Source organism: Bradyrhizobium sp. LLZ17 (genome assembly GCF_041200145.1).
Taxonomy (GTDB): Bacteria; Pseudomonadota; Alphaproteobacteria; order Rhizobiales; family Xanthobacteraceae; genus Bradyrhizobium.
On record NZ_CP165734.1, the window covers coordinates 484153 to 505722 of the forward strand.

26 protein-coding genes are annotated in these 21570 nt (G+C 59.1%); 13 read left to right on the forward strand and 13 right to left on the reverse strand.

The genetic code is table 11. The features are described from left to right. Positions 1-714 precede the first annotated feature (714 nt). Positions 715-1077, reverse strand: a complete 363-nt coding sequence (locus AB8Z38_RS02330; RefSeq protein ID WP_369722921.1) for a hypothetical protein — start codon at positions 1075-1077, stop codon at positions 715-717. Between the two features lie 419 nt (positions 1078-1496). On the opposite strand from AB8Z38_RS02330, the gene AB8Z38_RS02335 reads away from it, so the two are divergent. From AB8Z38_RS02335 to AB8Z38_RS02345, 3 genes are all read left to right on the forward strand, one after another. After that, positions 1497-2225 (forward strand): hypothetical protein, encoded by a 729-nt coding sequence (locus tag AB8Z38_RS02335; RefSeq protein ID WP_369722922.1) that lies wholly within the window; start codon positions 1497-1499, stop codon positions 2223-2225. A gap of 59 nt (positions 2226-2284) precedes the next feature. Beyond that, on the forward strand, positions 2285-2443 hold the full coding sequence (locus tag AB8Z38_RS02340) for a hypothetical protein (RefSeq protein ID WP_369722923.1): 159 nt from the start codon (positions 2285-2287) through the stop codon (positions 2441-2443). 329 nt (positions 2444-2772) lie between these two features. Then, positions 2773-3432, forward strand: a complete 660-nt coding sequence (locus AB8Z38_RS02345) for a recombinase family protein (protein ID WP_369722924.1) — start codon at positions 2773-2775, stop codon at positions 3430-3432. A 457-nt stretch (positions 3433-3889) separates the two neighbouring features. Here the strand turns inward: AB8Z38_RS02345 and AB8Z38_RS02350 are convergent, their stop codons facing one another. The 4 genes from AB8Z38_RS02350 to AB8Z38_RS02365 form a co-directional block, all read right to left on the reverse strand. After that, on the reverse strand, positions 3890-4633 hold the full coding sequence (locus AB8Z38_RS02350) for a Crp/Fnr family transcriptional regulator (RefSeq protein WP_369722925.1): 744 nt from the start codon (positions 4631-4633) through the stop codon (positions 3890-3892). Between the two features lie 784 nt (positions 4634-5417). Next, positions 5418-5912, reverse strand: a complete 495-nt coding sequence (locus AB8Z38_RS02355) for a VCBS domain-containing protein (RefSeq protein ID WP_369726725.1) — start codon at positions 5910-5912, stop codon at positions 5418-5420. Then, positions 5819-6847 (reverse strand): VCBS domain-containing protein, encoded by a 1029-nt coding sequence (locus tag AB8Z38_RS02360; protein WP_369722926.1) that lies wholly within the window; start codon positions 6845-6847, stop codon positions 5819-5821. The genes AB8Z38_RS02355 and AB8Z38_RS02360 overlap by 94 nt, the downstream gene beginning before the upstream one ends. After that, a complete protein-coding gene (locus tag AB8Z38_RS02365; RefSeq protein WP_369722927.1) occupies positions 6844-7551 on the reverse strand; it encodes a hypothetical protein in 708 nt (235 codons plus the stop codon). The genes AB8Z38_RS02360 and AB8Z38_RS02365 overlap by 4 nt, the downstream gene beginning before the upstream one ends. Positions 7552-7926: 375 nt before the next feature. Here AB8Z38_RS02365 and AB8Z38_RS02370 point away from each other — a divergent pair, with 375 nt between their 5' ends. The 3 genes from AB8Z38_RS02370 to AB8Z38_RS02380 all read left to right on the forward strand — a co-directional run bounded on the left by AB8Z38_RS02370 (position 7927) and on the right by AB8Z38_RS02380 (position 10594). Then, the gene (locus tag AB8Z38_RS02370) at positions 7927-8547 is read left to right on the forward strand and encodes a FecR domain-containing protein (RefSeq protein WP_369722004.1); all 621 of its coding nucleotides are present in this window, start codon (positions 7927-7929) and stop codon (positions 8545-8547) included. Further along, a complete protein-coding gene (locus tag AB8Z38_RS02375) occupies positions 8541-9368 on the forward strand; it encodes a tetratricopeptide repeat protein (RefSeq protein WP_369722928.1) in 828 nt (275 codons plus the stop codon). The genes AB8Z38_RS02370 and AB8Z38_RS02375 overlap by 7 nt, the downstream gene beginning before the upstream one ends. An 800-nt stretch (positions 9369-10168) precedes the next feature. Continuing rightward, on the forward strand, positions 10169-10594 hold the full coding sequence (locus tag AB8Z38_RS02380; RefSeq protein ID WP_369722930.1) for a cupin domain-containing protein: 426 nt from the start codon (positions 10169-10171) through the stop codon (positions 10592-10594). Positions 10595-10936: 342 nt separating this feature from the next. Here the strand turns inward: AB8Z38_RS02380 and AB8Z38_RS02385 are convergent, their stop codons facing one another. After that, positions 10937-11353: an ester cyclase gene (locus AB8Z38_RS02385; protein WP_369722931.1), complete on the reverse strand. Its 417-nt coding sequence runs from the start codon at positions 11351-11353 to the stop codon at positions 10937-10939. Positions 11354-12618: 1265 nt separating this feature from the next. Between AB8Z38_RS02385 and AB8Z38_RS02390 the strand changes: the two genes are divergently transcribed. The 5 genes from AB8Z38_RS02390 (at position 12619) to AB8Z38_RS02410 (ending at position 15138) form a co-directional block, all read left to right on the forward strand. Continuing rightward, complete coding sequence (locus AB8Z38_RS02390; protein ID WP_369722932.1) at positions 12619-12954, forward strand: GYD domain-containing protein; 336 nt, start codon at positions 12619-12621, stop codon at positions 12952-12954. A gap of 157 nt (positions 12955-13111) precedes the next feature. Next, complete coding sequence (locus AB8Z38_RS02395; protein WP_369726726.1) at positions 13112-13423, forward strand: DUF3303 domain-containing protein; 312 nt, start codon at positions 13112-13114, stop codon at positions 13421-13423. Positions 13424-13556: 133 nt separating this feature from the next. Beyond that, the gene (locus AB8Z38_RS02400; RefSeq protein ID WP_369722933.1) at positions 13557-13796 is read left to right on the forward strand and encodes a hypothetical protein; all 240 of its coding nucleotides are present in this window, start codon (positions 13557-13559) and stop codon (positions 13794-13796) included. Positions 13797-14304: 508 nt separating this feature from the next. Further along, positions 14305-14826: a hypothetical protein gene (locus AB8Z38_RS02405; RefSeq protein WP_369722935.1), complete on the forward strand. Its 522-nt coding sequence runs from the start codon at positions 14305-14307 to the stop codon at positions 14824-14826. Positions 14827-14955: 129 nt separating this feature from the next. Next, complete coding sequence (locus tag AB8Z38_RS02410; protein ID WP_369722936.1) at positions 14956-15138, forward strand: hypothetical protein; 183 nt, start codon at positions 14956-14958, stop codon at positions 15136-15138. Here AB8Z38_RS02410 and AB8Z38_RS02415 read toward each other — a convergent pair. Genes AB8Z38_RS02415 through AB8Z38_RS02425 form a run of 3 tightly spaced genes read right to left on the reverse strand, consistent with a single transcriptional unit; the run spans position 15101 to position 16060 of the window. After that, on the reverse strand, positions 15101-15391 hold the full coding sequence (locus AB8Z38_RS02415; RefSeq protein ID WP_369726812.1) for a hypothetical protein: 291 nt from the start codon (positions 15389-15391) through the stop codon (positions 15101-15103). The genes AB8Z38_RS02410 and AB8Z38_RS02415 overlap by 38 nt on opposite strands. A 12-nt stretch (positions 15392-15403) precedes the next feature. Next, positions 15404-15721: a PilZ domain-containing protein gene (locus AB8Z38_RS02420; protein ID WP_369722938.1), complete on the reverse strand. Its 318-nt coding sequence runs from the start codon at positions 15719-15721 to the stop codon at positions 15404-15406. A gap of 30 nt (positions 15722-15751) precedes the next feature. After that, positions 15752-16060, reverse strand: coding sequence for a hypothetical protein (locus tag AB8Z38_RS02425; protein WP_369722940.1), 309 nt, complete (start codon positions 16058-16060; stop codon positions 15752-15754). A gap of 346 nt (positions 16061-16406) precedes the next feature. Between AB8Z38_RS02425 and AB8Z38_RS02430 the strand changes: the two genes are divergently transcribed. After that, positions 16407-17375 carry a helix-turn-helix domain-containing protein gene (locus AB8Z38_RS02430; protein WP_369722941.1) on the forward strand — a complete coding sequence of 323 codons (969 nt, stop codon included), beginning with the start codon at positions 16407-16409 and terminating at the stop codon, positions 17373-17375. Between the two features lie 447 nt (positions 17376-17822). Here AB8Z38_RS02430 and AB8Z38_RS02435 read toward each other — a convergent pair whose 3' ends face one another. Further along, positions 17823-18158: a hypothetical protein gene (locus tag AB8Z38_RS02435; RefSeq protein WP_369722943.1), complete on the reverse strand. Its 336-nt coding sequence runs from the start codon at positions 18156-18158 to the stop codon at positions 17823-17825. 926 nt (positions 18159-19084) lie between these two features. Between AB8Z38_RS02435 and AB8Z38_RS02440 the strand changes: the two genes are divergently transcribed. Further along, positions 19085-19297: a hypothetical protein gene (locus AB8Z38_RS02440; RefSeq protein ID WP_369722944.1), complete on the forward strand. Its 213-nt coding sequence runs from the start codon at positions 19085-19087 to the stop codon at positions 19295-19297. A gap of 236 nt (positions 19298-19533) precedes the next feature. On the opposite strand, the gene AB8Z38_RS02445 is transcribed toward AB8Z38_RS02440, so the two are convergent. The 3 genes from AB8Z38_RS02445 to AB8Z38_RS02455 all read right to left on the reverse strand — a co-directional run bounded on the left by AB8Z38_RS02445 (position 19534) and on the right by AB8Z38_RS02455 (position 20702). Continuing rightward, the gene (locus tag AB8Z38_RS02445) at positions 19534-19773 is read right to left on the reverse strand and encodes a hypothetical protein (RefSeq protein WP_369722946.1); all 240 of its coding nucleotides are present in this window, start codon (positions 19771-19773) and stop codon (positions 19534-19536) included. 326 nt (positions 19774-20099) lie between these two features. After that, positions 20100-20369: an SANT/Myb-like DNA-binding domain-containing protein gene (locus tag AB8Z38_RS02450; RefSeq protein WP_369722948.1), complete on the reverse strand. Its 270-nt coding sequence runs from the start codon at positions 20367-20369 to the stop codon at positions 20100-20102. A 45-nt stretch (positions 20370-20414) separates the two neighbouring features. Further along, a complete protein-coding gene (locus tag AB8Z38_RS02455; protein WP_369722949.1) occupies positions 20415-20702 on the reverse strand; it encodes a hypothetical protein in 288 nt (95 codons plus the stop codon). Positions 20703-21570: the final 868 nt, after the last annotated feature.

The window sequence follows — 21570 nt, forward strand, 5'->3', positions numbered from 1 at the left end:
GTGGCCCGGTGAGGAATAATAGGACACTCGAGCAGCGGGGCCATGCCCCACATTTTTGTGTTGGTTTCGCTCGGTTATGCCACCCTAACCTTAGCGTTCGACTTTTCAGCTCGATGCATCTCAAGGATCTGTTCGCCCGGCGTCGCGGGCCTCCCTATCTGCCAGGCCTTTCGCCCAAGCTTTGCCTTGGGACGTATTAGGATCATAGGGATTGTCGGCGGCAAGTTGCGATAAAGGAAGATCGCGCCTGCAGTGCTTACAAACGATGGCCTCGCGTCTGATGGACTCTGCGCAGTAGGGACACTGCCTTGCCCTGCCTTCACGACGCTCCACCCATGACAAGCGTTCGGTCTCCTGGAAAGGCAAGGGGAGCGCTACGAGTAGAATGATTCGCCAGTAGGGGAGATATTACACATGCCAGAACAAACCAGCCCACCGGGTTTCTGCCACGACCGTTTGCAGCAATAGCGACAACGACCGCGAAGATACCCCAAAATACAACTACGCTCGTCCCCATCTGAGATACCTCGTCTTTGATGTCGTCGCTCACTACAAATGTCGCACACGCGGCGCCTGAAGACTACTGAACGTGCTTGCGGATTCGCCAGAGGCTCGGCTGGAGCGCAGAGCACGCGAAGAGCCATTGCGACTCGGTTACAAGCCTCAGGCAAGATGGACTACAGCAAGCCTCAACCGGCGATCGCGCAATGTGATCTACTCGTTAGCCTTACCGGACGGCTTGCGGTCGTTTTTCGGGATGCGTTTCTCGATATCCGCCATCATTCTGGCGAACGCTTCGCGCAGCTGCTCCGCGTGAGCTGCGCTCTCCGGCTCACTGAGATATGCAATCTTGATCAGCAGCCTGTTCAACAGATAGGTGATGCGTAGATTCTCCGAGTGCCGGGATCGCAGGGCCGTGATCTGCCGCCGCATCTCGCCGAGATCGAGCGTCTCGTGTTTCGACGGCCTCTTCAAAACGATACTCGCGCTTGGCCAGCGAACGAAGCCGACGCGCCGAGTATGATGGCGCGAAGGCTCGCCCGGGTGGACCCGGACGGGGCAATGTCCGGTGCGCAAACCTAACGCTCCAATGCGCCGCCGCAATCAAAGCCTCATATTAAGATTGATGTCCGTGCTGCGGGTTAATTCTGAAACTGGTCAGGCTCAATCTGCTCACGACGATTCTGCGGGGTGAGGTTGACTCTGTTTCGCCGCGATGCTCGGAGGTTCATCCAAAGCAGCATCAAGCCTGCTGTGATGAAAAAGACCGTGAGGAAATTCAGCAAAAGCGGAATCACGAAACCGATCTCGATCCTATTTGGCGGCCGATGCATGGCGGGTGTGGCCTGTTGATAATGTAGCGTGTATTGCAGCCTAGCAATATCCGACAGCGCCTTCTGCCTTGATTATGGCCCTCATCCGGTCAGTCATTTAACCAGCGAGACCGGCTAGGCTCGGCACATTGTTTCGGCGGGGCTGTGTGCCGAGCCGCCGCTGTGCGTCGTAAACACCGCGGGTGGAATCCCGCCAGTGCTGCGGCGGAGTACGGCGCGCAGTTCCGCAGCGATGTCGAGACCTTTGTCAATCGAGAAGCCGTGGAAGCGTGCGTCTCAGTGGGCGTCCAAGAACGTTCACCGATATCCGGCGTCACCTATTCGGCATTCGTTGATCCGAGCGGCGGAAGTGCTGACAGCATGACGCTAGCGATCGGCCACTGGCAAGACGACGTTGTCGTAATCGATGCCGTGCGCGAGCGTCGACCACCTTTTAACCCCGAAGACGTGGTGCTTGAGTTCGCCGCAATCCTAAAGAGCTATCGCATTTCGGCCGTGACCGGCGATCGCTACGCTGGCGAGTGGCCACGCGAACGCTTCCGGGAGCAAGGGATTGCCTACGAGCTGGCGACGAAGCCAAAGTCGGACCTCTACCGGGAATTTTTGCCCGCGATCAATTCGCGGATGGTCGATTTACTCGAAGACGCGCGACTTTTCGCGCAGATTATTGGCCTCGAGCGTCGTACTGCACGAGGTGGCCGCGACAGCGTCGACCACGCACCGGGCGCGCACGACGATTTGGCCAACAGCGTAGCAGGCGTGGTTGCTGCGCTGGCCTCGCGCGGGCACGGATATGATAGCTCGATGGAATGGGTCAGCGGACCCGAGCCCGGCCAAGGCCGGTCTCTCTGGGAGCATCCCTACTTCAACGGCGGGCGATCCCGGTGGTAGCAAGATGCATCTTCGCTAGTCATCCAGCGACAACGGAGTTGAGACGTCATGGTTCTTCCGTGAGATATAGGAACGATAAGGGCACGCGCGTGCGGCCCGTGATCGACAAGCAGCCTGAGCGCACGCGCTGTCCCAACCTCGCGGACGCCGTGGTCATGTACTGCTGGCCCGTCGACGAGCTGGCCTACGACACCGGAACGACGGCGCTACTGCGATGAGCCGGGTGGGCCCCATACAGCGTCTGGCTCGGCCGCGGGGGCCCACGTGGGCAACATCGGGATTCGCAGTGCCAGGGGCCCCAGCAACCGGCCTCCGGGCCCGGTCCAAGTGGCCGTCGCCAGCCAGAGGCCTCCTGCCGGTGCGGCGGCCCCCCGCAGGTGCTGCTTTGGCGACTTCCGCCGAAAATCTGCCACCGCCCCGAGGGGGCTTGTAAGGCCTCGCCTAGCTGGTAAAAATCTTACAAAAAGGCATTCAATTACAGTATGTTACGACGATTGCAACACGCCAACGCCGGTTGCCGTGTTGTACCTTTTAGGATTATAGTCTCATGACCAAGACCGCAATTGCGTACATTCGCGTTTCGACCGTGCGACAGGGGAAATCGGGCCTTGGACTCGAGGCCCAGCAAGCGGCGCTGGCCCGGTTCGCCGAAGCCGAGGGCTACGACCTAATCCAGACCTTCAAGGAGGTCGAAACCGGTAAGGGTGCAGATGCCCTCGATCGCCGACCGCAACTCGCGGCGGCGCTGAAGGCGGCTCGGAAGCTCAAATCGCCGATCATTGTTGCCAAGCTCGATCGGCTGAGCCGAGACGTTCACTTCATTAGCGGGCTAATGGCGCACAAGACGCCGTTCATCGCCGCGGAGTTGGGCGCTGACGCCGACCCGTTCATGTTGCATCTCTACGCCGCGTTGGCTGAAAAAGAGCGCGCGATGATTTCTCGTCGTACCAGGGACGCGCTGGCGGCCAAGAAAGCCCAGGGTGTCAAGCTGGGCGGACTGAACGCCAAGGGCATCCAGAACCGCGACGAGGCCAAGGAACGCGCTGAGCAGTTGCGTCCGATCTTCACCGAACTCACGGGCCGATCCGCGCGAGCTATCGCCACGGCACTGAATGAGCGCAAGATAGCCACGCCAACCGGTGGGAATTGGCACGCAGCGACTGTAATCCGCGTTCAAAAGCGGATTGCAGAAGGTCGTTCAGCCTGATGGGCGCAGTTTAGTCGTCGCCAACATGACTCTTTGTCCATGCTCGCTCACTGATGCGGTTTGCTAGCTGTGAGCTTTCAGGATAGTTCAGTAAATGCATTGCCGCACCCAGTAGCCACCGCTCACCCGTATCCACTGGCATGGGCTTGGAGGTGGCTCCTTGATGATCGGCCACCCGTGAATATCGATATTCGTCGGCGCGGTGATGCCGCGCCAATACACCGCATTCGCTTCGGAGGAACGGAAAACGAGGGCAGCCGCTAGACAGACAATGGCAACGCCGACCAAAAACAATCGATGCATTGGTTCTATCCGCCGAGATAAGTGGTTCCCGATGTTACCCCGGCTCCGCGACTAGGCCAAGAGACGGCGCCATATCGACAAGCGCGCTAAAATTCCTTGAGCAGGCTTTCTTGTCCTACCCCTCTTTATCCCTTGAGGGTATGCGGAGGGACTCTCAAAATGTCTGGGATATTAAAACGCGAGATCGGGCTGCATTCATAGAAAAGATCTCTTCGACTTCGAGACGCATGGTATCGCGGCATTCGCACGCCACCGTTGCGAGCCGCGATGGGTCGATCTCGATTTCGCCTCGCCGTACAGATCTGATCGCTCCGGAAGCGCGCAGGTTGCGCATCAGGAGCGTCACCGTCGTTCGTCGCACACCCAGTATTTGCGAAAGCGCCTCCTGGGTGAGCGGGAGGACGTCGTGGTCGATGCGGTCGCGAAGATGGAGCAGCCAGCGTGCCATGCGGGCTTGAACCGGATGCAGCGCATTGCAGGCTCCGCCGACTTGAAACTGTATCAGCATCGCCTTGAAGTGAATCTGGACAGCGTGACGGATCGCGAGGCTCCGGCTGAATGCGGTGTGGAATCGCGATGCCGGGATTCGCGAGGCGGTGCCCGCGGCACGAACGATGGCAGTAACGGCCGCAGGGGACGGCCCCAGCACGGAAAGAGTGCCTATGGCTCCCTCGCGCCCTATTACGGCGCTGGCGACCGTCTGCCCGTTCGCCATATCGATCATCACCGAAATGGCGCCACTATGAGGGAAGAAGACGTGCTCGGTCTGGTCACCCGCCCGCGAGACGACCGCATCCCGATCGAGCGCGACCATCTCTAGCTCCGGTGCCAGCAGATCGAGGTCCGCCGCCGGTAGTGCTGCCAGAAGTCGGTTACCAATTCCGCTTGGAAGCGTCACTGTAGCCCGCCGCGAAACATCCGCTGCATGGCATTTCGAGCGGTACAGGGCGGCAGCTTCAAACTTTGTTTAAATCCGCCTACGCTACGCGCTCCGAAAGTCAGTTCAGCTGCGGAAGCTCTCCATCGCAAAAATAAAACTCCAAACCCGACCGCGAGGCGAATTTCTGTCTCGCAGGATCGTTGAGAGGTTTAGATTCAGGGGCTACGCGGCACAATTGCAAAATGCGTATAGGTAACACCATAGGGAGTTCCAATTTCTGGGGCGCGGCAAATGCTGCGGCGATCTCGAAAGGGTGGTGCGCAGAATCACGCCGCGGACCGCGATCGGCGCGTTGATGCGCGCAAGCTACTGGAAGCTGGCGTCCAGGGACTCCGCCGACCCGTCCCGCCGAGACAGACGATGCCTGCATATCTCGCGCATGCGGACCAACCAGTCGTTCGGTCCGAAAGGGTGGCATCAGCGAAGTAGCGGCAGTGTTCTATGAGGTCCGCTCAGCGAGGCACGGCGGACCAGATTTTCTCACGTTGAGTTTTCCGCGTTTCACCCGGAACGGACATCGGGAATTCTGCAAGTGCTGCTCCTGTCGCCTTCCGAGGATGACCTTGGAGGTTACAATGACTCATTCATGGTGCTTGGGACGGACGTGAAGTAGTGGCCATTCATGCTTCTTGATGGCCGTGCAACCGATGCGGTGCGGGTCCGTGAATGTGATCGGCGTAACCATAGGAGCGCCTCCGGAAAACGCAAATCCGCCCGGACGCGACGAAGGTGTCGGCGGCTCTCAGAGGATGAGATCGTGTTGGAAGGGTGGGTGTCCGCCCTGGCCAGCAGCCTCCTGCTCGCCGAAACGCCAACCCTCCGGCGTTGGATCGGCCCGATGGGGCCATGCGGCTGTGGCGGAATCGTGCTCCGGATCGAGCACGGCGACGGGGGCCGAGGAAGCGACTGCCGGCGACGTCAGGCGCGCATGTTGTTGTTCCAAACTCGTGTCGAAATGGAAGGCGGACTCGACCCGGTCGGCTAAGCCGAGATTGTCGGCGCCGTGGATGACCACGGTCACGACCTGGGGGGTGCCGTCGATCGTGGTCACGGTGAAGGTGTCGGTCAGCGCGTCACAAGACCTCAAGGCCTGGACCGCAGGGTTGTCGGAATTGAGGACATATGTCCACGTGCCGCAGGTGGTCATGGTGAAATTCCCGTAGCCGTGGTCGCTCCCCTGCGGGCATGTCGTGGCTGTGAAGGTGTCGTCGGGATTATCGACGTCCCTGTCGGACAGAGTGCCGCTGGCGCGTGGCGGGGGGCGCAGGAGTTGCTTGGCTCGGTCACGCGTGCGCAAATATCGCCGCAGACGACCGCGGCGTCGTTGGCACCCTCGATGGTGACGGTTACCGTCTGTGCCGTGCCGTCAGCGGCCCTCACGGTGAAATCGTCAGTGAGCGACTGACCTGCGTTCAGCGCCTGCACCGCGCAATTGCCGTTGTCGAGCGCGAAGCTCCAGTGCCCGTCCGCGGTCATGGTGAAGCTGCCGTAACCGTGGTCGCTCGGCTCTGGACATTTGACGGGAACGAACGCGTTCGACGGGCCGTCGACGTCGGTCGCGGTCAGAAGGCCGCCCGCGGTTGGGACGCCCTGCGCGGAATTGTGGACCCCGCCCGCTTCGACCACGCGACCATGCGTGTCCCCGGAGATGACGGCCGGATCGTCGGCGCCTTGGATGGTCATCGTGACGACCTGCGGCGTGCCGCCGATCGTGGTCACGGTGAAGGTGTCGGTCAGGGTCTGGTGCGCTGTAAGCGCCAGCACCGCGGCGCTGGCGGAATCAAGCGCGTAGGTCCAGTGCCCATCGGACGTCATCGTAAAGCTGCCATAGCCTTTGTCGCTGGCCTGCGGAGAACTCACCGCCGTAAACGTGTTGGCCGGATCGTCGACATCGGTGTCGGCGAGCTTGCCGGTCGCGGTTGGGACGTCGTGCGCCATGGCCGCCGCCGCGATTGCGGCGGCAGTCATGGCGATCGCGGCGACGGATCCGCCGGTCTCACCGCTTATCGCCGCCGCGTCGTCGGTGCCGGCGATGTCGATCGTGAAGGTCTGGCTCGCCGAGGCGAAGCCGTCGGACGCCGTGATTATGAAGCTGTCGGCGTTCGGCGCCTTCAGCGCGTTGATGGCGTCGTTGTTCGGTACGTAGGCGTAGGAGCCGGTCGCACTGTTCAAGTACAGGATCCGAACGAGCCGGCCTTCTCGACATCATAACTTGCGCCCGCGTCGGTGAAGGGGCCGACCGCGCCGCCCGCGATGCCAAAGGTCGGCGTCGTGCCGGAGCCGAAGCTCGTGGCCGAGAAGCTGCCGCTGCTCGCCGAGAACTTATCGAACGCGACTGTGTCGATCTCGACCGGGCCCGACCCGAGCGTTAGTGTCGGTGGCGAATGGATCAAGGGCCCATCCGGCACGATGCTGGCCGGCACCACCAGCCCGGGAAGGGCATGTTGGGGACTGGGCCCGTCCGGCGCCTGGAAATCGATCGGCTGCGGCGCCTCATCAACCGCTTCGCCCGGAGGCGTGCCGGATCCGGCCGGCCCATGGTCCTTCGAGTAGTTGGCAAGCACGTCCTGCTGCTGGCGCTGCAGGTCCTCCATCCGTGACGCGTTGTTGCCGATCTGCGCGAAGCTGACGGACGATCCGGTGTTGCTCAGGACGACCGTCTGCCCTGGATCGTCGACGATGATGTGTCGCGGCACCGCCTCCTTCGTGACGAGTTCGAAGGTGCCATGCTCGAACCCTTTGTAGGTGATGGAGGCGTCGTCGAACACGGCGAGATCGGGATCAGCCGCCGACGCTTCTTTCACCGCCGACAGGATCAACGCGACGAAGGACAGCCCTCCGGCCCATCCGAGTCCCGCGACGACGGTCGACTCCACAGCGCGGCGGCCGCTGACGGACGGCGGACTGCGTTGGTCCGGCGCCGGCAAAAGACCACTGAACACACGTGCGAGCGACATCCTGAACGCCTCGCATACTGCCGCTTCCGCCGAAGAGATCGATGTAGCGTGAGTCAACGCGTCGGGGTTTCCGGATCGACGCCCCAAAGTAGGCTTTCTCGTCCCGGCGCCCCTGCACCGCAATGTCGACTCAGTACGCGCAAATGCGCTCTTTTGTTAGCGCGGAGCGGTCAGGACCGCCGTCCGCCTTGACTAAAAAGGGGTAGTCACATTTTGCGATATGGTGCGCCGGGCGCGGCTCTGGCAACATTGGCGCCGGGGTGGATCGGGCTCTCAACTGACGGGAGCGGCCGCATGCGCGGACAAAGGACGGTTGCAGGGCTTCTGGGCCTTTTGCTCGTGACGGTGGCGTGTTCGCCTGCGCCGGTTCGGGCGCAGGACGTCAAGCCGATCGGCAAGGTCGTGACCGTCGCTGGCAAGGCAATGATCGAGCATATCGATGCCGCGGTTGTGCAGGCGAGACTGTCCGACGATGGGGCCAGCGCGAAGGTCGGCGATCCAATCTATCGGGGCGACGTCGTCAGGACCGGCGCCGACGGCCGCCTCGGCATCAATTTCGCGGACGGCAGCTCCTTCAGCCTGTCGAGCAACGCCAGCATGGAAATGAACGAGTTCGTCTACGATCCGGACGGCAAGGACAATTCAACCTTGATCAGCCTGACCAGAGGCACCTTCACCTTCGTCGCCGGCAGCGTCGCCAAGACCGGAAGCATGAAGGTGGACACGCCCGTGGCGACGTTGGGGATCCGGGGCACCACGCCTCACATCGAGATCTCCGACGACGGCACGGTCAAGTTCGCCACCCTGATCGAGGAGGGCAAGGACGCCGTCATGAAGCGCAAGGCCGGTCCGGCTGTTGCGCCTCCCCGGCAGCGGAGGGCCGACCGCGCGCTCGGCGTCTGCCGGGGATGCTGAAGGTCTTCGGGACGGCGCCGGTGATGATCCTGTTACTGGTCGCCCCCGCGTCGGCGCAGAAGCCGGAAGGTCAATTCCGGAACGTCGAGCTCTGCAACGCCACCTCATCGCCCGACCGCAGGATCGAGGCCTGTTCAGCCTTCATCGTAGGCGGCCGTGGTGGGCCGCAGGCCATGGCCATCGCCCACAACAACCGCGGCATCGCCTACGCGGCGAAGGCCGACTACGACCGCGCCATCGCCGACTTCGACGCGGCCATCGACATTGATCCGAGCTTTGCCAAGCCCGTCAACAACCGCGGCGCGGCGAGACTGAGGACAGGGGACTACGACGCCGCGATGGAGGATTTCGACCGGGCCATCGCGCTCCAGCCGGCCTACCCCGGCGCCTTCGTCAACCGCGCCGAGGTCTGGCTGAAGAAGGGCGATCTCGTACGCGCCGAAAGCGACTACGCCACGGCGACTCGTCTGAACGCCGACATGGAAGGGGCCTGGAGCGGCCTTTGCTGGATCCGGGCGAGCACGGGCGACCCGCAAGGCGCGGTGGAAGCCTGCGACAGGGCGATCGGGTCGGGCGCGCATACGGCCGCGACCTACGATTCCCGCGCGCTCGCCCACCTGAAAGCCGGACGGACCGACGCGGCCATCGCCGACTACGACGCCGCACTGCGCATCGACCCCGGGTTTGCCGCAGCGCTATATGGCCGGGGCCGGGCGAAGATCCGCAGAGGCGAGACGGTTTCCGGAGAAGCCGATGTCGCGGCCGCGAAAGATATCCGGAGCGACATCGGCGAGGAATTCGCGCGCTACGGGGTACGGTAGTCCGTCCTCAACGCGTGCTCGTCGGAGAATGCCTTCGCCGCCGCGACGCTCGCGCTGGTGGGAGCTAATAACTACGGGCGATGCACAACGCGCTGCACTTGAACTGCGGCCATTTACCCTTTCGCCGAGTTGGAATGCCAAACTCGTTAAGAGCTGCTGCAAGCTCCCTCAGCGTACGCAGCGAGCCTTAGCTCCGCTCATCGGGGCTACGTCGACAGCGATGTCCTTAGCGCGATTTTGCGGGGCTTCTCACGCCCATTCCCGTGTTTTGCTCCCAGCACGACAACTCAATCACGAGCGGTGGGCAGATGAATACCAAGCGATCTCCCAGTGGAGTTTCCCACCAAGCTCGAACTGATAGTCAACAACAAGGCCGCCAAGGCGCTCGGATTGGAAATTCCACTGTCTGTCCTTGTGAGGGCCGATGGAGTGATCGAGTGAAGTCTGAAGTCATCGCGCCAAGCGGGCCCTTGGTCTCACCATTCCAAGCTCCGTCCTTTTGCGAGCCGACGAATTGGTCGAGTGACGCCGTTCAGTCTCAAAAAACATATGCGCAAACTCAAGACCCGAACTTCCGCTATTGGCCCGAATGCGAAGTTTGCCGCTGCACCGACAAAGTCAGCTTGTCAGCAGACCGGAAGCCATCAGCCCTGTGCCTAACCCGCGCTTTTGACCGATGCCAGACATCATTGCCCAATAGACATGCCCAAGGTCCGGCCATAGGCTTTCTGCTGATACTTCGGTACGGATGAGCTGAGCCGTCCCGCGATCTTTTCTATGGCGTCACGGAAGGCACTACAATGGCTGAACTTATCAAGGTTGGCGAAATGCAATTGCGGTTTTTGCGCACCAAGTATGATACCAGCGGGGCGCTTGATATGTTTGAGGTGGTGATCCCGCCCAACTCCCGTATGCCGGTCCCGCACCATCACCGTGACTGGGAAGAAACGATCTATGGTCTTGAGGGCGTCATCACCTGGACGGTCGCCGGCAAGCGCATCGAGATCAAGCCCGGAGACGATCTCTTCATCCCGCGCGGTGTTGTCCACGGGTTCGTCAACGAGACGCAGGCGATTGCGAAAATGCTTTGCGTTCTCACGCCAGGCGTTCTCGGGCCGGAAGTCTTCCGAGAAATGGCGATAGCCGTCGGCGGCCCTGCGCCTCCTGATCCTGCCCGGATGGGCGAGATCATGAAACGTCACGGCCTGATACCTGCGCCATCTTGATTAAGTAGGCCGGCTGCATTCGCGCTCTGCTCGCGAACCGCGTGTTATTTGTGAATGTCGCTTGTTGGCCCACCCAACTCGGACCTCCCGACCGGCGCCCGTGATGTCCGCCCGGTGCTCAACCCGAAGTGAGCAGCCGAGGATACGGAAAGCCGCTTGTGACCCAACGCGGACATTGGGCCTAGCTCGACAGCAGCCCGACCAACCCCGGCAGACAGGTCCCGTTGGGAGTGCCGATGCCAAGACACCACCTACGCATAATCGCGCCATCTACGAACGGTCGCAGTCATGTAGCAGATTGCTGGGTCGCAAAATCAATGCACTCAAGAGCTACGTGCGGGCTCATGACTTGGGCGGCGTGAGGCCGCCCAACTGGATCATGAGACCGAGAAAATCTGCACTGGACCAACGTTCAACAACACGGTCGCCAGAGAAGCGCATCATCGTGATACCCGGCAGCACTATTGGCCGGCCGGTCGTTGCAACTCCCATGAAGGAACCCCGGTGTAGACCTGTCATGGTAAAACGGCAGCAATAAAGATCGCCGTCCGTCATTACTTCATGGAATTCCAACGGGGGAGGATCGCCGAACGAAGACCAAATCTGTTGGTAGAACCCGCTCACGTCGGCCTTGCTCATAGGCTCGGGCGCGTAACCGTGCAGCTTGATTGTCTCGTCATAGAGCCTGAGATATCCCGGCAGATCGCCTTCATTCCAACGCTGACGCGCCTCTTCAACACGGCTGGCGATCGCATTCATTGCTGCCTCCTATCGCAGTCACTGAATTATTCATTCTGTCCGTTCAAATTCTCAAACCCGCCGGCCAAGCGTGTTATTCATCGTCAATTACCGCGTAGCCGCAGCAGCAGGCTAAAGGAATGCAACAATTGCGAAAAGGGCCGAGAAGTCTCTTTCTGTCCCATCTGCGACTTCGGAGGGCATCCGCTCATCGCCGATGTGGGCGGTGAACCGAACATCAGGCGGCCAGCCGCCTAATAGCTACGTGCTCTAGTCCGGCGCCGGACCACGAAAATAGTTTGTTAGCTTGTGCGTGTGAAACTTGGAGCGTGCCGATTACCGCCGATTGCGGCACATGGAATGGGAATACCGGCCCCGGCTGTTTTCTCCCAACCTGCGGCCGGGACCGTTTGAACTTGTGAGGCATCGTTCAACCCGGTCCACAACAATGTTTAGAGGCGTTGCTATCGCGCTATTTGGGCTGACCATTCTTTCGCAGCTCGATCAGGCGCTCTTCTATGGACGAAATACTGACGCTGCTCTCAGACTTGTGCGGGAGATTAGTCGCGGCTTTGGGCTGTAGGACGGCGCCGCGCATTCATCGGGCCACGCGCCAGCGGCGGCTACTTCTTCAACAGCAGCCCTATCGTTCGCGCCATTCGCCTCACTGATCCTGCGTGACGGCCCAGCTCCGTCTCAGCAGCGTAGCGGTGTAGCAGAACCACCTGCGATTGGGCTGCTGATGCTATGAGGTCCGGACACGCTGTCCGGCCCTCGCCCCTAGTCGCCTAGAGGTGTCGAGACAATCCGGAGACACGGAAGGCACCTGTATATGCGCGCACCTTTCCGATCTCCAATGGCAGGCAATCTTCCGATTGGCGTCATTTCGCGAGTGCACTTCTCGCATTCGGGAGGTCGCTTAGTACCGTCATCGACTGACATACTTGAGCCATACCAGATCGGGCGACGGCGCGGTACTTGGGACATTTACGGATGGGCGACTTACTCTACGCCAAGATCGGCTTGGCTCAGGGTGAGGCTAGTCACTGCGAAGACTTCGCGGTCGCGGATCAGAATTTGTTTTCCGCACGGCACATAATTGATGTAGCCTAATAGTACAGCCGCCAGCGGGTAGTGCCGAACGCCCGTCTATTTTTCAGCGGTATGTTGCCCCACGGCGGGGTCTATGGTCCTGCACTCGACGCGGCTTTAGCCGCCTGTTTGTTGAGCTCGAAGTAAATCTGACGCCTTAATTTCTGAACATTCCCCGACAGGAGGAAGTCACCATGCATTTTTGTATGACAGGGCAATACACACCAAAATCTCTCAACACCATCATGGAAAATCCCAAAACCAATCGCTATGAGGCGGCCAAGAACCTTATCGAAGCCGCCGGTGGAAAATTGATATCAATGTATAGCACCGCTGCCGAAGGCCCCGGCGTCTTGGTCATCTTCGATGTGCCCGATCCCAGCGCAGCACCGGCCATTTCCGGCACAGTGGTAGCAGCCGGCGCCATCCACAATGTGAGCCTCATTAGGCTTTGGACACAGGACGAAATTGCCAAAGTTCGTCAAACTGCAAGCCAGCTTCGCGGAAAGTACTCCCCGCCCGGCAGCTGAAGATATCGGGCGCCTGTCCACAGCCAAACTAAGTAGTTGCTTCAATGTTGGTGGCAGTCACTCTGCCAGCAACTGCCGACCAACGTACTCAGCGAAGCTGTCTGTTGCAACAAAGTCAGCTTGATCTAATTTCGAAAAGGAGATTTTCGTGAAGTACATGATTGAATACACAATCCGTGCAACTGGGCTAACTCACACCGAGAACTTTGCGAGCGCTCAGGCTCTATTGGCCGCGTTCGGCAAGTGGAAACCCGAGGATGGATTGACGGTCCACGCTTTCACGTCAAACCTCGCTGGCAACGCAGGCTACGTTTTCGTCGAAACAACCGATCCGAAGGTCATCGTCTCGTTTGTCTCGAAGTACAATTTTTGGAACGAGGTCAAAGTAGTGCCTGTGATCGATGTCAGCGAGGCGGTGCCGGTAACAGCGGCCTCTCTAGGTTGGGCTCAGAGCGCATCAAAGAGCTGATCACCGGACCGGCATCTGCAAGCTTGGACCGGCGCTTTTGATGAGCATCGCGGCTTTCCAGCGGCGACTATTCTGGTATGAAAAGCCGACTACCGTTCTTGTGTTTATTTCGAAATCGTTTTGAGGTGGGCATATGTTTGTGACCGTTGTCGCTGTGCTTTGCCATTTTTCATCAACCGCTTGCATCGAAGAAATCGTCACCAGCTCGGCGTTAGACAGCGCCGTGACGTTTCAGAGCTGCGCCATCGGAGGTCAAGCGGGCCTAGCCAAATGGAAGGAAGATCACCCGGTCTATCGTTCTGAGAATTGGCATATCCAGCGGTACAAGTGCGTGCCGGGGGATTACAAGCTGATTGCTCAACATAAAATCTAGGCGGCCGAGATCGGCGCGGATAGATCGCGCATGCTAAAGCGATGCGCCGTCATCATCGTTCTTGCCGACGAACTTGCCCTGTCCACCGAGATCGCCGACATCATGAGGGCAACAGCAACAGGGCTGGAGGAGCGTCGATCTCGATCTCGAACATATTGCAAGCAAGCTGACTGCTCTCCGGAGAGAGGACCGCGTGGGGAATGGTGCAACCAGTATTAGTAGGGCAGCCATCGCCCTTGCCTTTTGGCGTGGTGAGGATGCGGGAGCATGTCTCCCCTCGGCAGGCATTCAACGGCCTCTGTTAATTTCTTAGCCGGACCCGCTATAGAGGTGTATGGTTCAGTCGCTACTTTGAGCTGCCACCGAGAATGTGCCGAGCATTCACTTTTCACAGGCAGCGACAGGGCTATCGGCAGGCAGCAAGGCTGTCCAAAGCCAAGCGACTTTATTTGGGCTGTTGCCCTCGATCAATTCTGCCAAAGCACACTCGATTGCAGGAGTAAATTCAATGAGAAAGCGTTTTCTGTTGACGGTTGTGGGTCCCGCACTCGCTTTGATCAGCACGTTCGGAATGGCGCGGGCCGAGACTATCGGGCGGTATGATTGCAACATCGTTGGGGCGGCCAGCCAAGACCCCATCGGAGACCACGATGGGCATCGCATCACCGGCACGCAATATGCTTGCGTCGGCGTTGAGGGCCTCCTGAAAGGCGCGCTTTACACCGGAAGTTCTACGAGTGAGTGGGATGGTCCCAAGGGGCGGTACTTGAACGGGATCGGTATGCTGCGGTCGCCCGATGGGATTGGGGTCACAATGGTCACGGAGGGCGTCGGCTCGGTGGTCATGAAGGACGGAAAGCCAGTCGGAAGCGAAAGCACGGGGAAGGCGATCTATCAATTCGCAACTGGCGTATTTGCGCCGCTCTCTGGAAAAGCGGTTAAATGGGCCGTTCGACCCGCAGGCTTTAATCGGTTTAGCCTCGAAGTCATGACAGACGACGAACTGACCACTGCCGCTGCGAAGCAATAGTTCTTGGCGCTCGAGGGGCTCCGTCTTGAGAAGGGTTTCAAGGCGGGGCAGCGGGCAATCGGCGCGAAACTACCCTTGAGCGGACGTTTCGCGGCGCCACGCGTACGATCAACTTAGATTTCGTGTCGTATGCCGTGCCACCGCGCCAACTCTGCTCTGGATCAATACGAGCAGGCAGTCGATGAGATCGCCGCCGCTTGTGACGGTGATTTGCGCGGCGCGCTTCGAGCGCTGATGCTCCTCAATGAGCAGCTAGAGCAGGAGCTGGAGCTAGTCAGCGGGATCCATCCTCCTCACCAGCGGCTGCACTAGTCGAGCCGATGCTTATGTATGTCCTCACCCCCAGAATGACCCCCCTCTCTTCTGCGGGCTCGTTGAGCCATATCAGAGCCTCCCGTGGTTCTAGAAACAAGACGCGCTCTTCCGTGATGGATGGCGCCTCGCCCCTGGAGAGGTAAAGGATGAAGCCTTTGCGCTTGTCGTGCAGCAGCGCTTCTCTGGCGTGGCTCTCTGAGAGAGATTGGGTATCGATGTACGGAATAGTTCGAGAGGAGATAAGCTGCACTTTAAGGCTCATCTACTGTGAACGAACGAGGCGCTTTTCTGTGCTCGCCTTGCCCTTTGTCTTTGCGGTGACGAAATGCACGCCGACCTGAGAGCCATCGACCCAAATCAGCGCGCACCTCCGAAATGCCAGACCAGTGGAGGACAGAACCAGAAAGAATTCCTGCGCTTTGAGGGGGTCGATCGAGCCCTCGACCTCAAGTTTGGCGCCACTTGCAGAGGCGTCGAGAAGAATGCAGCTTCGCCGCCATGTCCCATCGACACCCATGATGCTGACGGTGTGCTTGTGTTCAAACCGAACACGGTTCGCCTTTCGATTGTTTCCGATCATTTGCAATTCTCCAGTAACAAATCATTTTTTTTAAAATAGATGCGGTGCCTCCTTGCGCACTGCCTCAATGAGCTGCCCGATCCTCCCAGCCTGTGTCATTAACGTCGTTCTGGCTATCTCATCCATATCGGTCTGCCTGATAATCAATCGGATGGAGATATTCGCGAGATCAAGAATGAAGATGGCCCGGCGTAGGTCCTCCGTCGTTTGAATTTGTAGAGCTTCAACTTGCGCCACCAGAGCAGCGGTCGTCGCCCAAATGTTGAACGGCGTTGGGCGCGAGAGGCTTGGTCCGGATTTCCGCTGCTGACATCGCTGAAATTTTAGAACGTTAGGCACCGTCGAAATCCTCTCCGGCGTATCGCAATCACTTACGGCTTCGCTTCTCGAAGGCAAAAAGGACGATAAAAACGCAAGCTCTCTACGGCCCACCAAGCGTCGCTTGAAGTACGCGAACTTTGACCAGCTTTGCCCAGACCGGGGCTCCGCCAATCCAGTGCGGGACAACCAAGTTTAATGCTGGGAATTTCACGTCCAACCGGTTAACAAAAACCTATCAAGTTGCGTCGGCCGGTATCGCAGTATTGAAAGTTGAATAAGTTACGTTGTCGAAATTTGGCAATCTTTGGCGAACCGTCGTTTCGTCGCCAGTTGCTCAACGGTACTATTCCGGGGAAATCTTCCGATGAGAGAGACGTCAGGCCCCCTGACACGGACAAATAGCCAAGGTTTCCCACGGCTGGCGCCGAAAATATATCGCTTTACCGATCTCGATCAGTATCGAACTGCCGTCCGAAATCTGGACGTGGAATTTACACCTCTCGTGCGGAGGATTTCTGCCGAGCAAATCATTCTAAATTTGCCAGGCTGCGACATCAATTTCGCCAAGTCCTTTCCACGTATCGCCCATGGTCGGCTTGCTCAAAATTCCACCGCTATCGGCTTCTCGATGGACGACGGCGTCCCCATTCGCTTCAATGGAGCGGAAAGAGATCATTCGGCCATCGTGATTGGAAGCAACGGCGCCGCATACACCACCGTCGAACGGGCCGAGCGGCAATTTACGTCCATTATTTTCACTCCGGAGATACGGGGTCGTGGCTGGCCGGAAGCAGGTCCAAATTGGAGAGTGTTCGAAACGAGTGCCGCTGCGCAGCATCAGTTGCGGGAGCTAGTAAGGCAAGTCATGTCGATTTCCCCGAGCTTCTATGGGTATGAGGCGAGCGACATTTCCTCTGCGATAAAGGAGTCCGTGCTTGCCGGCGTCGATGCCGCATTTTCACACTTGGTTGACGCAAGATGGGCTTCTCGTGCGAACTCCATTCGGCATTTCAAAACTTATCGGAATATTCTCGCGGTATTGTCTGGCAACATTGGCCGTCCGATCTACAGCGAAGAACTTGCGCGGCAAGTCGGTGTCTCCGTACGCAGCATGCAGGCTGCGATCCAGCTATACCAGGGAATGAGCCTGCATCTATATTTGCGCCTGAGGCGGCTTTGGCTCGTGCGGCAACGGCTGTTGGCCGGAGCGGATAGTGTAAAGGCGTGTGCACTCGCTTTCGGATTTTGGCACCTGGGCGATTTCGCCAGGAGCTATCGCCTTCACTTCGATGAAACGCCCTCGGCCACTCTGGCAAGATCGCGTCAGTTGTGATGCGGGTTCGTAGAACCGCCGGTCGCGAACGTTGCGTCGGCGCCCCTTGCTCGAAGGAAGCAAAAGCCTCGGAACCGCCGATCTGGGTCCGGTACGGTGGTTGTCGGTGCGGATCGCCCCGCCGGAGTTGTTCGGGACACTATAGGGACACCAAAACCCAACCATTTGAACCATACGACCAGTTAGAGTGACACCTTCTCCCATAAGAACGGGAGAACGTGAGGTCGTCCCTATCGAAGGCCGTGGGCGCTGTTTTGAACCAGCAGCTGGACGCAACGTAAGACGAAATCGCCAGTTTAATAATCACCATGCGACAACAGAAGATCACCTTCGGCGAGCTGCGCGAGATGGGCGTTCACGGCGTCCTGATCTATTGCGCGGATTGCAGTTGCAATGACCCAGCCGGAATGCGGCGCGCGCTCGCTGAATTAATTGCGAGGGCTTAGTTTATTGATCTCGACGGCAAAGATTCATCGCGCCGCGGCCACCAGCAACGCGCATCATATGCCATCCATCGCGGACCCAGTGCCATTTTTCCTGATAGAAACCTGGCCTCGCTTGATGGCTCATGACAAAGCCATTGCAGTAGCAACCAACCCCAGGGGCCGTTCTGGGGCCGCAAGGACCAATTCCCATTCCTGTCGTCATCTGAGTTTCTATAACTTCGGCATCTTCTTGCGCATTGAAATAAACTCCCTTGCTCACATACGACGGATCGAATTCCGCGTGGGCGAAAGAGAACCAGCTAGTTAAACACAACAGGAGAGGTAAAGCGGTTTTCATCGTCGTTCCTATTCTTACGAAATGGATTTAACTCGCCTTGGGGGATGTCCCTGGTAATCGGCGTCCGGATGCCTGCAAACAGCTATTCCCCCGACCACTCAGCTTCGTTCGCGCCGCGATGGTCGTCTCGATCTCCTGCACCATTTCTCGGAGCCGTGCGGCGAGGCGTTCGAACAGCGCGCGTCTGCCTGTCCAGCGCTGTTCTGGCCGATCGAGTACAGTGGTCCGCCTCTGCCCGAAACTTGTCTAGCAGACCAATCAGTTCCTCCATCCCTTGCGTCTCACCCGCTGGTGCATTCAACAGCGGATATGTAGCGACCAGCGCCAGGGTGGACACTTGGCAAATTTCCCAGGGTGAGAGCTACAGTTGTGCCGCAGGACAAACCGGGGATGAGTGCAGCGACCTCTCCTCGATGACGCGCTGAAGATCGTCGCGCGCAGGAGCGGCAAGGAACTTGCCGAAAGGCGAAGTGGCGGAGTGAAGTTTGCAGCCAACCGCCTGTTCGCCGACCCGGAAGCCGCCGCCGCCAGCTCGTTCAGCTCGCGGCGAGCATTGAGCCGGTACAGGACGGTCGAATCCACATCGAGAAGATCAATTATCCGTTGCTCTGCACGCTCCACGTAAGCGGCGCGGAGTTTGGCGCCGGCATCAGGTGCGCTGTCGAGAAGGGCTGGCTGGAGCTGCATGAGAGCGGGACTACTTTCGGCTGTTGGCGCCGGGCGAGGAATTGTTGGGGTGCTGAGAGGAACCCGCCGGGCATGTTTGGCTTGAACCCGCGCTGGCTCGCCGCCTGAGTTGGCGGAGCGGTCCCGGCGTCCCCCTGCATTAGCCCCGAGCCGGGGCCGTCTCTCCGCCGCCTGAGTGCATTTGTTCACGGAGTCCAGCTACGCTCCCATTTTGGCTTGTTTACCTGTGAGGTGTTTGAGTGGTCAAAACCAATTGCGTCATTGTACGAGCTCACGGCAGGCAACTTGATCTATTGCGTGGGGAAGCTTCTCGTGTTGCTCGGGGAAGCAAGCTCGACTGGTGGATCGAGCGAGCTGACAAGGGCACGCGCTTTTGCTTCGAGGATGCTGAAGCGAAAAAGAGCTTTGCCTTGATCTGCGAAAACTTCGCCGTGCCGTGCCTTGATGGGTAGCGAAGCATCTGCCTGCTACCGTGCTCGGCGGGCCCTTTAATTAGAGTTTTTGCCGGCGATTCACCTAAGCTAAAGCCGGATATGGCTTCCAAGCTAATGCGAGTGCCCTGCCGCGTTGCGTATTGGCAGGCCTCTGGCCCCAGCGCTCATCTCCTCCAGAGATTGTGCAAGGCGCTGGGGCCTTCGCCCGGGCTGTTCCCTGCTCGACGGCAGGGCTCATCAGCGATTGCTTTCGCTCAGATCGCGCCAATCTTCAGGCAGATCACGTAAACAACCATGAACGCGGTAAGAGCACCGAAAAACCAGACCACATTGTCCGCACCGCGGTCGGATGCAAACTCGCGGTTCGCATCCATCTCTCTAGCATGAGGCACGATCGAGAGGACCCGACTTGGACGCATGCGTCTGGATGCCCGCCTGAGGAGCTGTTTCACAGCAGCTTTTTGCTCGCTCGTGACCTGGGGACCGATCGTCATCGACGTACTCCTCTCACCTAAACTCTGGGAAGATCAAGCCGGCCTACTGCTTCTCATCAGGAGCGCTAGCGCTAGCGCCTCTCAGCGGTTCAGGCGGAGCTGCGGCCGGACTGTCCTGCGCCGCTGGTGCCGCAGCAATGCAGTCGCCCGCCCAGATCTTGGTGCCTCGTACCGTACCGACGACTTTGCAACCCAACGGCGTCTGCTGCTTGGTCTGAACAGCCGGCTTCTTAGCGGGTTTCGGTGGAGATTGAGCAAGGGCGGCAGTTGTAAAGAGCGGCACGAGGAGTCCGATTAGCGGCTTCATGTTTCTTCTCCTCAGCACTTCATTTCCCCTTCGCCTTTGGCTTAAACCACTTCAATGGGAGCCCGATTGCGTAGGCGCGGGCCTTGACGCTGTGAACTGACCGATTCAGCACCTTCGCGATCAGTTCAGGGCGAATGTTTGCCTCTGCCATCTTCCGAAAGGCATCATCCTCCGCTGGTGTCCACCGATTGCCGCGGGTAGAGCTCATCACACCAGCTTTTTGCGTATTGCTCATTTCGCCTTCAGCCCCGGTCTCGACCAGACGGCGGATCGCCTCGGAGCGGGTCACGCCGTTCGCCTCTGCCCACGCGTCAAGATCGGCTGCTCCGCACGATCAATCTAAATCGACCAAATACACTGGCAGCCCCGCATCCGCGGATCGCGCAGCCGTCTGCTCTCGGAACCGGTTTTTTTCGTCTGGATTGGCTAGTCGAACGCGCAAGATTGCCAGATCGTCGCAAAGAGGTTTTCCGCCCGATCGCGTCACGCTGAGTTTAGCGCGTATCCTATTGTCGGCACAGATCGCCTCGGCATCCGAATATTTTCGAGCTGAAAAAGCAATGACCGGCATTCGATCCACCTCGATTGTGAATAGCGAGAGCGAAAGCTTGTCGTCGATCATGCCTAATCCCTAAACTTCACGCCCCTTTTTTCGCTGCACCACGGCCATCAATCTCGCTAGCCGCCTGATCCGCCGGACGCTGTCAGCGAAACCGCGGCGAGGGAGTTCGCTTCTTGATCTTGAAAACTAAGCTTCGAATCCGACTTAGCATGAAATCACGTTCGTAACTTGTTGTCTCACGCGACCGCCGGCTCACGTTGGCGGCCCTTTCAGTTTTTGGATTAGCTGCGGCACGAGCGGCCCCCCTTAAAACCGCGTCGAGGGTCTTGAGCCGCATACCTGGACGAGATCTTCCTCTTTTGCCGCTTGGGCACGGATGATCGGGACACTCGGGCAACTAGCCACAGATCGCTGCCGCAGCTGGCGCATTCATACAGCTTCAGCTCGTAGCCTTTGGCCACGGGGAAAATAGCTTTGAGCAGTCGAGCTTGGCTACAAACCGTGCATCCAGCTTCGCCGTTCACGATTGCCCCCCGCCAGAAATTTGATGATCCGAATGAGAACTGAGTCTCGGTTCAGGAGCAAGAGCGGGCTCACGCTCGCGGGGCCTGTTTTGATGCGGGCGGCCGGTAGTCGTCCGGAGATGTAAGCGCCGGCCAATCGAATTACGGTCGTCATATTTGGGCGGACCGGTAATGGCGCGCGGCGATCACACGGACAACCCACAAACCCTCATCTGCGGCAGATGTCAGCGGCCGATGGATTATCTCGCGATGCTGCCGGCAACTGCAAGCCTACCCGCCGCTTGCGTTTACAGGTGCATGCCTTGCCTTCGAGTTGAAACTATCGTTCTGGGCTGAGGGAAGGCACCGCCGGGGCTGGGCTGTGGCGGGCCTTCCCCCAAGCACAAGGCCGCGTATGTCCCCTC